The 12,786-nt window shown below is 68.4% G+C and carries 16 protein-coding genes; 8 read left to right on the top strand and 8 right to left on the bottom strand.

All coding sequences use genetic code 11. The features are described 5' to 3' along the window. Positions 1-221: 221 nt before the first annotated feature. Positions 222-575, bottom strand: a complete 354-nt coding sequence (locus tag ACP96_RS02635; RefSeq protein ID WP_050023094.1) for a helix-turn-helix transcriptional regulator — start codon at positions 573-575, stop codon at positions 222-224. Between the two features lie 56 nt (positions 576-631). Next, positions 632-1,474: an NRDE family protein gene (locus tag ACP96_RS02630; RefSeq protein ID WP_050032030.1), complete on the bottom strand. Its 843-nt coding sequence runs from the start codon at positions 1,472-1,474 to the stop codon at positions 632-634. 106 nt (positions 1,475-1,580) lie between these two features. Here ACP96_RS02630 and ACP96_RS02625 point away from each other — a divergent pair, with 106 nt between their 5' ends. The 5 genes from ACP96_RS02625 to ACP96_RS02605 all read left to right on the top strand — a co-directional run bounded on the left by ACP96_RS02625 (position 1,581) and on the right by ACP96_RS02605 (position 5,302). Continuing rightward, the gene (locus ACP96_RS02625; RefSeq protein WP_050032029.1) at positions 1,581-2,651 is read left to right on the top strand and encodes a glucose 1-dehydrogenase; all 1,071 of its coding nucleotides are present in this window, start codon (positions 1,581-1,583) and stop codon (positions 2,649-2,651) included. Then, positions 2,638-3,273, top strand: coding sequence for a transcriptional regulator GfcR (gene gfcR, locus ACP96_RS02620; protein ID WP_050032027.1), 636 nt, complete (start codon positions 2,638-2,640; stop codon positions 3,271-3,273). The genes ACP96_RS02625 and gfcR overlap by 14 nt, the downstream gene beginning before the upstream one ends. Positions 3,274-3,358: 85 nt before the next feature. Next, on the top strand, positions 3,359-3,703 hold the full coding sequence (locus tag ACP96_RS02615) for a glutaredoxin family protein (protein WP_050023085.1): 345 nt from the start codon (positions 3,359-3,361) through the stop codon (positions 3,701-3,703). A gap of 190 nt (positions 3,704-3,893) precedes the next feature. Continuing rightward, positions 3,894-4,463 (top strand): DUF7110 family protein, encoded by a 570-nt coding sequence (locus ACP96_RS02610; protein ID WP_008849440.1) that lies wholly within the window; start codon positions 3,894-3,896, stop codon positions 4,461-4,463. A gap of 122 nt (positions 4,464-4,585) precedes the next feature. Next, positions 4,586-5,302, top strand: coding sequence for a diphthine--ammonia ligase (locus ACP96_RS02605; RefSeq protein WP_050023082.1), 717 nt, complete (start codon positions 4,586-4,588; stop codon positions 5,300-5,302). A gap of 25 nt (positions 5,303-5,327) precedes the next feature. On the opposite strand, the gene ACP96_RS02600 is transcribed toward ACP96_RS02605, so the two are convergent. Continuing rightward, positions 5,328-6,581 (bottom strand): Glu/Leu/Phe/Val family dehydrogenase, encoded by a 1,254-nt coding sequence (locus tag ACP96_RS02600; protein ID WP_050032025.1) that lies wholly within the window; start codon positions 6,579-6,581, stop codon positions 5,328-5,330. Positions 6,582-6,648: 67 nt separating this feature from the next. Then, the gene (locus ACP96_RS02595; RefSeq protein ID WP_050032024.1) at positions 6,649-7,515 is read right to left on the bottom strand and encodes an HpcH/HpaI aldolase/citrate lyase family protein; all 867 of its coding nucleotides are present in this window, start codon (positions 7,513-7,515) and stop codon (positions 6,649-6,651) included. A 117-nt stretch (positions 7,516-7,632) separates the two neighbouring features. Here ACP96_RS02595 and ACP96_RS02590 point away from each other — a divergent pair, with 117 nt between their 5' ends. Continuing rightward, positions 7,633-8,100 carry a MaoC family dehydratase gene (locus ACP96_RS02590; protein WP_050032023.1) on the top strand — a complete coding sequence of 156 codons (468 nt, stop codon included), beginning with the start codon at positions 7,633-7,635 and terminating at the stop codon, positions 8,098-8,100. A gap of 40 nt (positions 8,101-8,140) precedes the next feature. On the opposite strand, the gene cyaB is transcribed toward ACP96_RS02590, so the two are convergent. Continuing rightward, entirely contained in the window at positions 8,141-8,737 is a 597-nt protein-coding gene (gene cyaB, locus ACP96_RS02585; protein ID WP_050023076.1) for a class IV adenylate cyclase, read from the bottom strand. 114 nt (positions 8,738-8,851) lie between these two features. On the opposite strand from cyaB, the gene ACP96_RS02580 reads away from it, so the two are divergent. Both ACP96_RS02580 and ACP96_RS02575 read left to right on the top strand, forming a co-directional pair. Further along, a complete protein-coding gene (locus tag ACP96_RS02580) occupies positions 8,852-9,772 on the top strand; it encodes an FKBP-type peptidyl-prolyl cis-trans isomerase (protein ID WP_050032021.1) in 921 nt (306 codons plus the stop codon). A gap of 102 nt (positions 9,773-9,874) precedes the next feature. Further along, on the top strand, positions 9,875-10,135 hold the full coding sequence (locus ACP96_RS02575) for a hypothetical protein (protein WP_050023074.1): 261 nt from the start codon (positions 9,875-9,877) through the stop codon (positions 10,133-10,135). A 21-nt stretch (positions 10,136-10,156) separates the two neighbouring features. On the opposite strand, the gene ACP96_RS02570 is transcribed toward ACP96_RS02575, so the two are convergent. The 3 genes from ACP96_RS02570 to ACP96_RS02560 form a co-directional block, all read right to left on the bottom strand. Beyond that, entirely contained in the window at positions 10,157-10,816 is a 660-nt protein-coding gene (locus ACP96_RS02570) for an RAD55 family ATPase (protein WP_050023073.1), read from the bottom strand. 74 nt (positions 10,817-10,890) lie between these two features. Further along, the gene (locus ACP96_RS02565; RefSeq protein ID WP_050032020.1) at positions 10,891-11,565 is read right to left on the bottom strand and encodes a MinD/ParA family ATP-binding protein; all 675 of its coding nucleotides are present in this window, start codon (positions 11,563-11,565) and stop codon (positions 10,891-10,893) included. Between the two features lie 287 nt (positions 11,566-11,852). Further along, on the bottom strand, positions 11,853-12,713 hold the full coding sequence (locus ACP96_RS02560; protein ID WP_050032019.1) for an SAM hydrolase/SAM-dependent halogenase family protein: 861 nt from the start codon (positions 12,711-12,713) through the stop codon (positions 11,853-11,855). Between the last annotated feature and the right edge of the window lie 73 nt (positions 12,714-12,786).

The following is a 12,786-nucleotide window of genomic DNA, read 5'->3' as shown; positions in this document are numbered from 1 at the left end:
TTAGTTGCATTAGGTCTATATAGTGAACAATATATCGCTATTAGATCATGGGAGCATAAAATTCATATAAGTTATAATATACAACAATAATTATATATATAAATAACACCGCGACTACCAAATTTGACACCTCTCTAGTCGTCGGCAGCGTCAGATGTTTATAAGAGACGGGCCGTAAACGGCGGGACTCTCTCCTTGAATTAGGTAGTTCGGCGTCCGACTCAGTACTCCTCGTACGCGAGGTTCATCATCCACTGCGAGAAGGCGTCTCCCTGCGCGTCGACCTCTTCCTCGCCGATGAACGGCGAGAGCATGTCGCCGGCCATGAGCAGCGAGAAGTCTAGGTCGCGGGGTGCGGGTTCGAGGTAGTACGTGTTGTGACCGTCGTAGACGGTGTCCGAGCGCTGGATCAGCCCGGACTCCTCTAACGCCTCCGCGATACGGCTCCCCTTCCGCGAAGAGACGTCGAGTTCCTTCCAGAAGTCGCTCTGGTGGATGCCACCGGTCTCGCGGATGAGTTCGAGGCCGGCGTGTTCGTCTTCCGAGAGGTCGGCCTCGAGTTCGGACACGCTCATACAACACAGGGCGCCCGCGAGTCGCTTAAAACTGGCTTTCCGCGCCGTCGCCGTCGCTACGCCGATCCATCTGATCCGCCGAACTCTCCCGAGCGACCTGATCCGAACCCCGCCGGCAGCGACACCGGCTCCGCGGGAGTCTCGCAGGGCGGCCCGTCGGCGTACGCGAACTCGGGGGCCGTCTCCGAACCGGAGACCGTCTCCGAGTCGGGGGCGGTCCGGATCCGCGTGAACGACCGCGTGCCGAAGTCGTCGCCGTGGAGACAGGCCCCGTACTCGTGGTCCGCGAGCGTCGCGCTCGCGCGGTCGAGCCACGCCGCACCCGACTCACCGGGATCGGGAACCAGTGCGGCTGCGACCGCCCGCGCGCTGTCGGCGCGCTCCGCGCCGAACTCCCGCCGTCGGTCCGGGATCGCGAAGCGCTCGACGCCGTTGACCACGCCGCCGACGTTGCCGACGACGTGCACGCCGGGGTCGAGGCGGGTGATCGCCAGTCCGCCGTCGTACGAGAGGAGGAAGGCGGCGGTCTCGTCGGCGAGCACGAGGTTGAATCCGTCGTACGACCGGCTTTCGAGGTCGCGCTCGACCCTGCGAACGGCGGTCTCTGCCGAGTCGGCTTCCAAGCAGTCTCGGACGAGGAGTCCTCTGGAACGGTCGCCCTCGCGGTCGGCGTCGAGCCAGCGGTTCGTGACCGCGGCGACGACTCCCGACGCGGAGAGCCCGATCCACGTCCCGCCGGCCTCGGCGTCGCGGGGGGCGACGTAGCCGTTGTCGCCGTCGCCGTCGTCCCCGCGGAGGGCCGGCGGCTCGGACGGCCGGTCCAGCGCCTCGTCGCGGTTCGCGGCGAGCGCGATCGGCGCATCACCGAAGGTCCGCCACGCGAGCGTGAGGGTGCACACGACGGGAATCCGGAGTGCGATGAGGAAAAACCCGCGGTCGGCAGGGCCAATAGTCTTTACTCACAATAAAAGAAATCTTTTGGTGGCTGGCCGCCAAGGCGGTTGCATGAAAGCGATCGCCGTGTACGACGGGGAAGACGAACCGGTCGTCACAGAGAAGCCGCGGCCGGAGCCGGCGCCCGGAGAGGCCCTCGTCCGAACGCTCCGGGTCGGCGTCGACGGGACCGACCACGAGGTCATCTCCGGCAGTCACGGCGGCTCTCCCGAGGGCGAGGACCACCTCGTGTTGGGCCACGAGGCGGTCGGCGTGATCGAGGACCCGAACGACACGCCGTTCGAGGTCGGCGACGTGGTCGTCCCGACGGTCCGGAGGCCCCCGAACGGGGCGAACGAGTACTTCGCGCGCGGCGAACCAGACATGGCGCCGGAGGGCCGGTACCACGAGCGCGGTATCGTCGGCGCTCACGGGTTCATGGCGGAGTACTTCACAAGCCCCGCGGAGTTCCTCGTCGAGATTCCGCCGGCGCTGGCCGAGTGGGGGTTCCTCGTCGAGCCCGTCTCGATCGCTGAGAAGGCGATCGAACACGCCTACGCCAGCCGGTCGGCGTTCCACTGGGAGCCGGAGTCGGCGCTGGTGCTCGGCAACGGCTCGCTCGGGCTGTTAACGGTGGCGACGCTCAACGAGGAGTTCGACCGGATCTACTGTCTCGGCCGGCGCGAGCGCCCGGACCCGACGATCGAGATCATCGAGTCGCTCGGCGCGACGTACGTCAACTCCAACGAGACGCCGGTGCCGTCGGTGCCGGAGGCCCACGAGCCGATGGACTTCGTCTTCGAGGCGACCGGCTACGCGCCCCACGCCTTCGAGACGATCGAGGCGCTCGCACCCAACGGGGTCGGCGCGCTGCTCGGCGTCCCGGGCGACTGGGAGTTCGAGATCGACGGCGGAAAGCTCCACCGCGAATTCGTCCTCCACAACAAGGCGCTCGTCGGCAGCGTCAACTCCGGCTACGAGCACTTCGAGGCCGCCGTCGACTCGCTGTCCCGTTTTTCAGGGTCGTTCCTCAACGATCTCGTCACGGGCGTGTACGGGCTCGGCGAGTTCGAGGCCGCGTTCGCGGATGACGACACGACTATTAAAACGGCGGTCGAATTCGACGCATATGAAGAACGTTGACGACCTGATAGACAGCGCGGCCGAGCTCGCGGAGCACGGTCTCTCGAAGGGCGAAATCGCCGACGAACTGAACGTCTCGCGAGAGACCGCGAGCTGGCTCGTCGAGCGCGCCGGGGGGAACGACGCGGACACCGAGACGGCGGCGGCGACCACGACGGCCGACATCCACGTCGACTGGTCGGCTCTCGGGCGCGACTCGACGCGACTCCGGTACGCGGCGAGCGCGATGGCGGACCTGCTGGCCAAGCAGGGCGAGGACGTCGACCTGACCGTCGGGATCGAGAAGGCCGGCGCGCCGCTCGCGACCGCGGTCGCGAACCAACTCGACACGGACTTGGGGACCTACGCGCCCGCGAAACACCAGTGGGACGAGGGCGACATCGACGAGCAGGGCGGCGGCTTCTCGCGGAACTTCGCCGCCATCCGCGACCGCGACTGCTACGTCGTCGACGACATCATCACCTCGGGGACGACGATGCGCGAGTCGATCGACGCGATCCGCGAGCAGGGCGGCGAGCCCGTCGCGTGCGTCGTGCTCGTCGACAAGCGCGGGTACGACGAGATCGACGGCGTCCCGGTGTACTCGCTCGTCGACGTGGTCCGCGTCGACCGCGAGGAGTAGATCGCCGCCCTTCCGCCGGTCGCGTGAAAGGCGGACGCCGTTCCCGTGCGGAACCCATTTGCGTCGCGGGCGCGTATCGCTCTCCATGACGTTCCAACCCGAGACCGACGCCGAGCCCGACGAGATCGCGGCCCGAGTCGAGGAGACGATCGCCGACAACGACGTGGTGCTTTTCATGAAGGGTAACCGCCTGATGCCGCAGTGCGGCTACTCGAAGCGCGCCGTCGAGCTGATCGGCCAGCACGTCGAGGAGTTCGAGACGGTCGACGTGCTGCCGGCGCTGCCGCACTACCGCGAGGCGCTGGAGTCCGAGAGCGGCTGGGAGACGATTCCCCAGACGTTCGTCGACGGGGAGTTCGTCGGCGGGAGCGACGTGCTCGCGGAGCTCGACGAGCGCGGCGAGCTGGCCGCCGAGCTCGGCGCCGAGTAGTCCAGTCGGAACCCGCCTCAGTCGACGCCGGCGGAGGCTCACGGCCTCCGATTTTCGCGGCGTCGTTCGAGTCCCGATCTCGAACGTCGAAGGGCAGGCGATATAAACCCACGGACCCTAGACGGGGTAGGTGCAGCAGTCGCCGCTGCCGCCGTGTCGATCGGTTCGATCCCATCTCACCCAACCAACAATGACAGGCCGCGTGTTCAGACTTCATTCGACGCTCGAACTGCCACTCGAAGACGTGGAGACGTACTTCGAAGAAGATCCCGACCTCCCGCCGGAGATCGACGACATCGACATCACGCGTCGAAACAACACCCTCATCATCAAGGCCCTGTCCGACGACGAGTCAATTAGCAAGTACACGCCGACCGCCCAGCTGAAGGCGTCGGTCACGGAGACGCGCGTGTGGGAGGAAGAGCCCCCGCGCGCCGGCGGCCCGCAGTGGATGGACGACGAGGAGGAGGAGATCCCCTCCGAACTCGTCGAGTTCGCCTGCTTCAAGGGCGACCGCGAGACCGTGCTGCAGAACTCCGCGCTTCAGTACCCGATGTTCCTCGTGTTACGCAAGATCGCGACCCTCTCGGAGAAGGGGACGCTGACCGCGATCACCGAGGAGGACGGCGAGCTGGAGGCGACCCGTATCGTCGAGGGCGAGCCGCGCCCCGCGAGCATCGAGGTCGTCGAGAGCCCGCAGGGAGCGGGCGACGGCGACGGCGGCGTCAACTGGCGCGACAACGAGTTCATCAGCGACTGACCCTGCCTCGGCTGAGCGGGCGACCCGACACCGACGCTTTCGCTCTCGCACCGCAGTTCACCCGCCTAGCGACCGCGTCGCGGACCGCCGACGCTTTAGGCGCGCCGGGCCTTCCACCGCCAATGACCGACGACTGGGTGAGCCTCTTTTCCGGCGGGAAGGACTCCTCGTGGGCGCTGTACCGTGCGCTGGAGGAGGGCCTCGACGTCTCGCGGCTCCTGACGGTCCACCCCGCGGGCGACTCGTACATGTATCACACGCCGGCGACCGAACTCGCCGCGCTCGCGGCCGAGAGCGTCGGGATCGACCTCGTCGAAGTGTCTCCCGACGACTTCGGCGCAGACGACGTCGACGACGCGGGCGCGCAAGGCGACGCCGAGCTGGAGCCGATGGAGGCCGCGCTTCGAGATATCGCTGCCGATGAGGGGGTCGACCTCGCGGGCGTCACCGCCGGCGCGGTCGAGAGCGAGTTCCAGACGAGCCGCATTCAGGGGATGTGCGACCGGCTCGGGATCGATCTGTTCGCGCCGCTGTGGCGGGAGGACCCGGTGGAACTCGCAGAGGCGATGTTCGACGCCGGCTTCGAGATCCGTATCGTGCAGGTGGCCGCCTACGGGCTCGACGAGTCGTGGCTCGGGCGGCGCTACGACGCGGACGCGCTCGCCGAGCTCGTCGACCTCCGCGAGGAGTACGGGGTCCACCCGCTCGGCGAGGGCGGAGAGTTCGAGACGTACGTCGTCGATGGACCGCACATGGACCGGCGGATCGACATCGAGTACGACGCGGTATGGGAGGGCGATCGCGGCCACATCGAGATCCGGGACGCGCGGCTGGAGTAGGAGTCGTCGCTTCGGACGGACCGAACTACGGCCAGTTGCCCGCCTGATCGTAGGCGTCGACGATCCGATCGATGGCGACGACGTACGCCGCGGTCCGGAGGTTCGGCGTCTCGTGGACGTCGAAGGCGTCGACGATGCCCTCGAACGCCCCGGTGATAACGCGCTCTAGCTCCTCGTTCACCCGCTCTTCCGTCCAGTGGAACCGCTGTCGGTTCTGGACCCACTCGAAGTACGAGACGGTGACGCCGCCGGCGTTCGCGAGGATATCGGGGACGACGTACACGTCCTTCTCGACGAGCACGTCGTCGGCGTCCGGGGTGAGCGGTCCGTTCGCGGCCTCGACGATCACGTCGGCGCGCACGTCGCCGGCGAGGTCCTCGTCGATCGCGTTCTCCAGCGCAGCGGGCACGAGGAGGTCGACGTCGAGCGTCAACAGCTCCTCGTTCGTGATCGACGCCGCGTCGCCGTAGCCGCTGACGGAGCCGGTCTCGGCCTTGTGGTCTTTCACGGCGCGCGGGTCGAGCCCGTCGGCCGCGTGGATGCCCCCGGAGGAGTCGGAGACCGCCACCACGTCGGCACCGAGATTGTCGAGCAACGCGGCGCCGATCGAGCCCGCGTTCCCGTACCCCTGCACGGCGACCGTCGCGCCCGAGACGTCGCGGTCGAGCCAGTCGAACGCCTCTCGCGCGGCGAGCGCGACCGAGCGACCGGTCGCCTCGACGCGCCCCTCGCTGCCGCCCGAGTCGAGCGCCTTGCCGGTGATGACGCCGGGAGCGGTCGTGTTCTCTAAGGTCTCGTAAGTGTCTTTGATCCAGTTCATCTCCCGCTGGCCGGTGTTGACGTCGGGCGCGGGGATGTCGCGGTCCTCGCCGATCAGCGGGCGAAGCTCGGTCGCGAACGCGCGGGTGAGTCGCTCCAGTTCGGCCTCGGAGTAGTCGGCCGGATCGATCGCGATACCTCCCTTGCCGCCCCCATACGGGATGTCGACGACGGCGCACTTGTACGCCATCCACCCCGACAGCGCCTTCACCTCGTCGCGGGTGACGCCCGGGTGATACCGAATGCCGCCCTTGTACGGGCCGCGGTCGCCGTTGAACTGCGACCGGTACGCCCGGACCGTCTCCAGTGTGCCGTCGTCGCGCTCGAACGTGAGGTTCGTCTCCAGCACGCGCTCCGGATTCTTCAGGCGAGTGAGTACGCCCGGCGGTGCGTCGAGGAACGCCGCGGCGTCGTCGACCTGCTCTTGAAGGCTCTCGAAGGGATTGGCTTGGCCGGCCATGCGTTTCTCTCCCGAGGGATCGAGGTTAACTGTGGCGAACGCTTCGCTTCTTGTCTCGACCGATGCCCTACCGATCGCTCGCGGCGGCGCGCTCGGCGATCCTCTCCGCCTGCGCGATCAGGGGCGCGTCGATCATCTCGCCGTCGACCTGGAAGACAGCCCGCCCCTCCCGGTCCGCGTCGTCGCGGGCGTCGAGCACTCGCTCGGCCCACTCGATCTCCTCCGGATCCGGCGTGAACGCCGCGTTGATCGGGTCGACCTGAGAGGGGTGGATCGCCAGCTTCCCGTCGTAGCCGAGGGTGAGCGCGAACTCGGTCTCCTCGCGGAGCCCGTCCGCGTCGGAGAAGTCCGTGTACACCGTGTCGATCGCGTCGATGTCGGCGGCGCCGGCCGCGAGGACGACGTGCTCGCGGGCGTACAGCACTTCGGTCCCCTCGTCGGTTCGCGTCGCGCCCAGGTCGGCCGCGAGGTCCTCGGCGCCGAAGACAAGCGCGTCGGTCGCCGGGGCGGCCGCGATCGACTCGGCCGAGAGGATTCCCGCCGCCGTCTCGACGAGGGCGAACACGGCCGGGTCGAGCCCGCGGTCCGCGCAGAGCGACGCGACGCGGTCAACCCGGTCCGCACCCTCGACTTTCGGGAGCATGACCGCGTCGAGTCGGAGGTCGGCGTGGCTATCGGTCTCGGAGCGCTCCCCCACCAGCGCGTCGAGGTCGGCCGCCGGCTCGGTGGCCGTGAACCGGACGCACACCTCCGCGTCGGGGTCGAAGTCGGGCTCGGCGAGCACCGCGCGGACGGATTCACGGGCCTCGACTTTCCGGTCGGGTGCGACCGCGTCTTCGAGGTCGAAACAGAGCACGTCCGCGTCCGTCGCCGCCGCCTTCCGCATGAGCTCCGGCCGGTCGCCGGGGGAGAACAGGAGGCTTCGTCGTGCCATGCCGGGCGGTCTGCCCGCACCGATATAAATCGTCCCGACGGCGTCGGTCGTTTATCCGATAGGTCGGCTGGCCGTGGGAGCGGTACCGATTTGACGCCGCCCGTCGACGATGGCGCCATGCCCGGACGCTACTACGAGGAGTTCGCGGTCGGCGAGACGATCGAGCACGCGAAGCGACGGACGATAAGCGAGGCCGACAACCAGCGCTTCTGCGACATGACGATGAACCAGCAGCCGCTCCACCTCGACGCCGACTTCGCCGAGGGGACGCAGTTCGGCGAGCGGCTGGTCAACGGGCTCTACACCATGTCGCTCGCGGTCGGCGTGTCGATCCCGGAGACGACCGACGGCACCATCGTCGCGAACCTCTCGTACGACGGCGTCGAGCATCCGAACCCGGTGTTCTACGGCGACACGATCCGCGCGCGGTCGACCGTCACGGACAAGCGGGAGACGAGCGATGGCGAGCGAGGTGTGGTCACGATGCACGTGGAGGCGTTCAAGACCGTCGAGGAGGGTGACGACGTGCTCGTCTGCGAGTTCGACCGGACCGTGCTCTCGGAGAAGCGACCGGACGGAGAGTAGGGAGGAACGGCCGGCGGTGAGTCGACGACCGCGGAGCGACTCAGTCGGCCCCGTCGCCGTCCGCCAGCAGCAGCCCGAGGTACGACGTTCGTATCTGCGAGTCCCCGTCGAGCCCGAGCCGGTCGAGGGCTTCCAGCGCCTCGTCGCGGGTGGCTTCGATCGCGTCCTCGTCGTCGATCTCGCGCTCGATCTCGACGAACTCGCCGACGCCGTCGACCGCGTCGAGGGTGACGGTGAACCCCTCGAACGACCAGAACTCCCGGCGCTTCTCGACAATCGCGGCCGGCTCGAACCCGAGTCCCGAGAGCACGCCGGCCATCGCCTCGCCGTCGACGACGGCGGTCTCGTGTTCCGTGCGCGTCTTCGACCCCTCGTCGAGGAGCGGGCCCTTGTAGGTGAGCTTCGTCGTCTCCGCGTCCGGGTCCGCCGACGACTCGGTTTCGCCGCCGATCCCGTCCGGGAGCGGAGACTCGTGCCGGACCCGGAGCGCCTCGTCCGTCTCGGCGAAGTCGCGGTGCGGGGCGTCGTAGTACGCGTCGCGCTGGCGTCGGGCGTCGACGCGCTCGGCGCCAGCCTCGCGCAGCCGCTCCCGGACGGCGTCGATGTCGGCCGGGACCTTGATCTCGACCTCGAACATACCCGGATTCCGCCGGGCGCGTTCTTAAGCGCCGCGGGACGTGGATCCGCCGCGACGCGGGCGTCGCCGTGTCGAACCGTGCTCCTTAAGGGTGTAACAGGAGACCTTCAGGGTATGAGCGATCAGGAGCAAGCGGACGCGGCCGAGGACGCAGACGAGGCCGAGACCGAGGGACTCGCCGACGGCGACTTCGTGCGGGTCGCGTACACGATTCGAACCGCCGATGACGACCGCGTCATCGACACCACCGACGAGGAGACCGCCGAGGACGCCGAGATCGACACCGAGGAACACGAGTTCGAGCCGCGCATCATCGCGCTGGGCGCCGGCCACGTGTTCCCGTCCGTCGAGGAGGCCTTCGTCGGCGCCGACGTCGGCGACGAGGGCGTCGTCGACGTGCCCGCCGAGGACGCCTTCGGCGAGTACGACCCCGACGAGGTCGAGACCGTCAAGGCCGACAAGATCCCCGAGGACAGCCGCTACCCCGGCGCACAGGTCCAGATCGACAACCAGCAGGGCTACCTCGAGACGATCATCGGCGGCCGCGCCCGCGTCGACTTCAACCACCCGCTGGCCGGCGAGGACCTCGAGTACGAGTACGAGATCCTCGAACAGATCGACGACCGCGAACAGCAGGCCGCCGGCATGCTCGGGATGTACCTCCAGGAGGCGCCCGAGGTCCGGATCGAGACGGTCACCGAAGAGGAGGAGAGCGTCACCGAGGACGACGACGGCGAGGAGACCGTCGAAACCGAGGAAGTCGAGAAGGACGTCCTCTACGTCACGGCGACGCAGGCGATGCAGATGAACCAGCAGTGGATGTTCCAGAAACAGCAGATCGCGCAGGACCTCATGAGCCGGCTCGACCTCGACCGCGTCGTCGTCGAGGAAGTCATTGAGGGCGGCGGTATGGGCGGTCTCGGCGGTATGATGGGCGGCATGGGCGGCGGCGCCGGCGCCGAAGACATCGAGGAGGCGCTCGAAGACGTCGACGTCGACGCCGACGAGATCGTCGACGAGATCGACGAGGAGTAAACCGGACTTCGGGCGGGGCGGCCGACCCGCCCGGAAAAATTCGGATCACCCGCGGGAACGCGAACCGATCCCTTTTGAACCGCGGTCGACCCACCCAGAGACATGGAAATTGAACGTGCGCGCGACGACCTCGTCGTCGCCGCGAGCGCCGGCGCGACGACGATCACGGTCGCGCTGTTGTCCGGCGTCGCTGGCGTCGTCGACGTGCCGACTCTGCCGACGCTGGCGCCGCTCGCTATCTACGCGGGGTACCTCTTCTCGCGAAAGGGCGGGCCGTACGGCTCGCTCGACCGCCCGCGAAACTGGGCGGCGGGCGCGGTGCTCGTCGGGGTTATCGTCGTCGCGGCGTCAGTGGTGTCATAACGTCCCAGCCCGCGCGTCGGATCAGGCGATATCGCGGCTCGTGTCCACCGACACGGTATCAGTGAGTTTCAGTTTGAGGGGTTCTTCGAGCGCCGCGCCGCCGCGGAACTTGGGCACGATCAGCCGATTCACAATTTCCGTACCGGTCACGGTCGTCCGGAGGTCGAAGACCACGTCCGCGACCTGCTCGGTAACGACCCGATTTGGTCCGTTGTCGCCTTTAAACGCGTGTATCACCGCGATTCCGCCAGCGTCGTCGACGTGTCGACGGAGATCGGTGAGGAACGAGCCGTACCGCGACCGGTCTGCCGCCTCCAGCGGTTCGGCGGAGTCGATGACGAGCGTGGCGCGTTCCGGGAGCTCCGCGGCCGCCGCCAGCACGTCGTCGATAGGGTCCTCGCGGTCCGTTTCTTCGACGGCGGTTTCTCCGGCTCCTCCGTCTCCCCTATCGGCGTCGCTTTCACCGCTCTCTCCCCCTCCGTCGTGCGTGAGGGTCTCCTCGACGGCGTCGGCCGAGCGCACCGTCGTGAGGTAGCGGCACGTTCGCGGGCGCGAAAACCGGTCGACGATCAGCTCCGACTGGCTCGCGGGGTCCGCCTTCAACACGACGACACTGCCGCTCGGGAGCCCGCCGTCGAACTCCCTGTCGAGCACGGAGATCCCGGTCGGGAGCGTCTCCATACACCCGCTGCCGGCTCCGGAGGTTTGGCTCTGTCGGTGGGGGACGAGCGCCCGACGCGAGTCGGACTCGACGTTCACGCGACCCGCCAGCGATCCCTCCCGTGGGCGGCGACGAGCCGACGCGCCAAGGCGTCGTACGCAGACCGTACCGACGAGTCGGACAACGGTTCGGGCTCGGCCGGTGGAACTCGTCCGAGCACCGGACAGCCGAGTAGGTCACCCACTCCTTCCGGAACCGATTCGGCACGGACAGCGACGGTACCGACCGGATGACAGTTTAACTGGCGCGCGAGCGCCGCGGTCTTCGCGGTGTCGCGAAGCGCCGCTCGGCGGAGCGGCGTCACGAGGAGGCACTGCTCGGCGACTCGAAGCGGGGCCGCGGCGTCGGGCGACGCGCCCGCCGGACAGTCCAAGAGGATCGGCGTGTCGTCCGGGACCGCCTCCGCCAACGCACCGAGGACCCGCTCGGCGTCGGCGTCTTCGGGTTCGTGAGGCGCCGCAAGAACCGTTGGTGCCCGCCGATCCGGGCGTATCTCCCCCTCGGTCTGGACCGCGTCGATCGCGGTCGGTGCGTCCGCGGCGGGCTCGCGCTCGTCGTTGGTCGCGCTCGACAGGCGCGCGAGGTTCGGGAGGTCCCAGTCGGCGTCGGCGGCGACCACGGGGGCGCCCCGTCGCGACAGCGCTCGTGCAAGCCCCAGCGTGGTTGTCGTCTTCCCGCTGCCGCCCTTTCCACCGGCCACGGCTATCACGAGGCGAGTTATGTCGCTATCGCTGATAAAGGGTGAGACCGTTGCCGGCGGCTCCACCGCCGGCGACGAGGCTGGGGAGGTGTGTGCCTGCGATCCCGCGAGCGGGGCGCGCGTGCGCACGCCTCGCGGCCGGTGCTTCGGAGGCCCTCACCGCGGGGCCCCCGATCACATGCCCTCTCAGCCGATCTGCAACGCCCGCTCCCGCTATCGATCGATCGGCGTCGTCAACGGACGACCGGATCTGTTTTCACTCCGTCTGAGTGGTGTGATTTCGACGAATCCGCCTGCTACAGACTCACGTTATCGGGGACGATCCGCACCGACTCCCCGGGTCGGAGGTCGAACTCGCTGTCGCCGCGTCCGTCGTTCACGTCGCACTCGACGTAGCCGTGGCTCCCGACGGTGACGAGCCGATCGCCCGGGTCGACGGCGCCGAACGTCTCGGCGACCGGAGTGAGTTCCCCGTCGATCCGGACCCAGTCGCGGCCGCGGATCAGCTCGCCCGGGACGTTGGTGACGACATTGCCGAACCGGTCGATCGCGAGCACCTCGCCGTCGACGGCGACCGGGTCGCCCGCGTCGTCGCGCTCGACGCTCGGCTCCGGGAGGACGAGGTCGACCGGATCCGTCGCGGGCGACAGGTCGTCCATGGCCACGAGCGCGTCGGAGACCTCCTCCGGGGTCGCCGCCGCCGGACCGCCGTCGAGCGCGGTCCGGATCCGGGCTGCGATCGGCGCGAACACGTCGCGGCCGTGGAACGTCTCGCTCGCGGGCTCGTCGACGTCGACGACGAAGGCTTCGACGTCTTCCTCTTCTCCTTCGCCCTCTCCTTTCCCCTCCTCTCCTTCCCTCGCGAGCGCCCGAGCCGGGGGCATCGCGAGCCCGTTGTCGGGGGCGACGATCACGTGCGAGCCGGCGCGCACGACGAGCGCGTCCCGGTCGGTGCCGACGCCCGGATCGATCACCGCGCAGTGGACGGCCGGCGGGAACTCCGGGAGCACGAACCGGAGCCAGAAGGCGGCCGCCCGCGGGTCTCCGCGCGGCAGGTCGTGGGCGATATCGATCAGTTCGGCGTCGGTGTGGCGTCGGATCACTCCTTTCATCGCGGCCGGGTACGGCGAGCCGAAGTCGGAGGCGAGCGTTATCACAGCCGATCGGCGGGACGGCTAGCTCTTAAAAGGCGGGTGGAGCGGGTGAGAGCTGGCAGCGAGGAGGCGGCGA

It is taken from the genome of Halorubrum halophilum (assembly GCF_000739595.1).
Taxonomy (GTDB): domain Archaea; phylum Halobacteriota; class Halobacteria; order Halobacteriales; family Haloferacaceae; genus Halorubrum; species Halorubrum halophilum.
This window is presented reverse-complemented; position numbering and strand designations above follow the sequence as displayed.

What these genes read in the sequence shown, in the direction of transcription:
- ACP96_RS02635 (WP_050023094.1), bottom strand. Translation starts at nt 575, where the DNA reads ATGAGCGTGTCCGAACTCGAGGCCGACCTCTCGGAAGACGAACACGCC.
- ACP96_RS02625 (WP_050032029.1), top strand. Translation starts at nt 1,581, where the DNA reads ATGAAAGCGATCGCCGTGTACGACGGGGAAGACGAACCGGTCGTCACA.
- gfcR (WP_050032027.1), top strand. Translation starts at nt 2,638, where the DNA reads ATGAAGAACGTTGACGACCTGATAGACAGCGCGGCCGAGCTCGCGGAG.
- ACP96_RS02615 (WP_050023085.1), top strand. Translation starts at nt 3,359, where the DNA reads ATGACGTTCCAACCCGAGACCGACGCCGAGCCCGACGAGATCGCGGCC.
- ACP96_RS02610 (WP_008849440.1), top strand. Translation starts at nt 3,894, where the DNA reads ATGACAGGCCGCGTGTTCAGACTTCATTCGACGCTCGAACTGCCACTC.
- ACP96_RS02605 (WP_050023082.1), top strand. Translation starts at nt 4,586, where the DNA reads ATGACCGACGACTGGGTGAGCCTCTTTTCCGGCGGGAAGGACTCCTCG.
- ACP96_RS02600 (WP_050032025.1), bottom strand. Translation starts at nt 6,581, where the DNA reads ATGGCCGGCCAAGCCAATCCCTTCGAGAGCCTTCAAGAGCAGGTCGAC.
- ACP96_RS02595 (WP_050032024.1), bottom strand. Translation starts at nt 7,515, where the DNA reads ATGGCACGACGAAGCCTCCTGTTCTCCCCCGGCGACCGGCCGGAGCTC.
- ACP96_RS02590 (WP_050032023.1), top strand. Translation starts at nt 7,633, where the DNA reads ATGCCCGGACGCTACTACGAGGAGTTCGCGGTCGGCGAGACGATCGAG.
- cyaB (WP_050023076.1), bottom strand. Translation starts at nt 8,737, where the DNA reads ATGTTCGAGGTCGAGATCAAGGTCCCGGCCGACATCGACGCCGTCCGG.
- ACP96_RS02580 (WP_050032021.1), top strand. Translation starts at nt 8,852, where the DNA reads ATGAGCGATCAGGAGCAAGCGGACGCGGCCGAGGACGCAGACGAGGCC.
- ACP96_RS02575 (WP_050023074.1), top strand. Translation starts at nt 9,875, where the DNA reads ATGGAAATTGAACGTGCGCGCGACGACCTCGTCGTCGCCGCGAGCGCC.
- ACP96_RS02570 (WP_050023073.1), bottom strand. Translation starts at nt 10,816, where the DNA reads ATGGAGACGCTCCCGACCGGGATCTCCGTGCTCGACAGGGAGTTCGAC.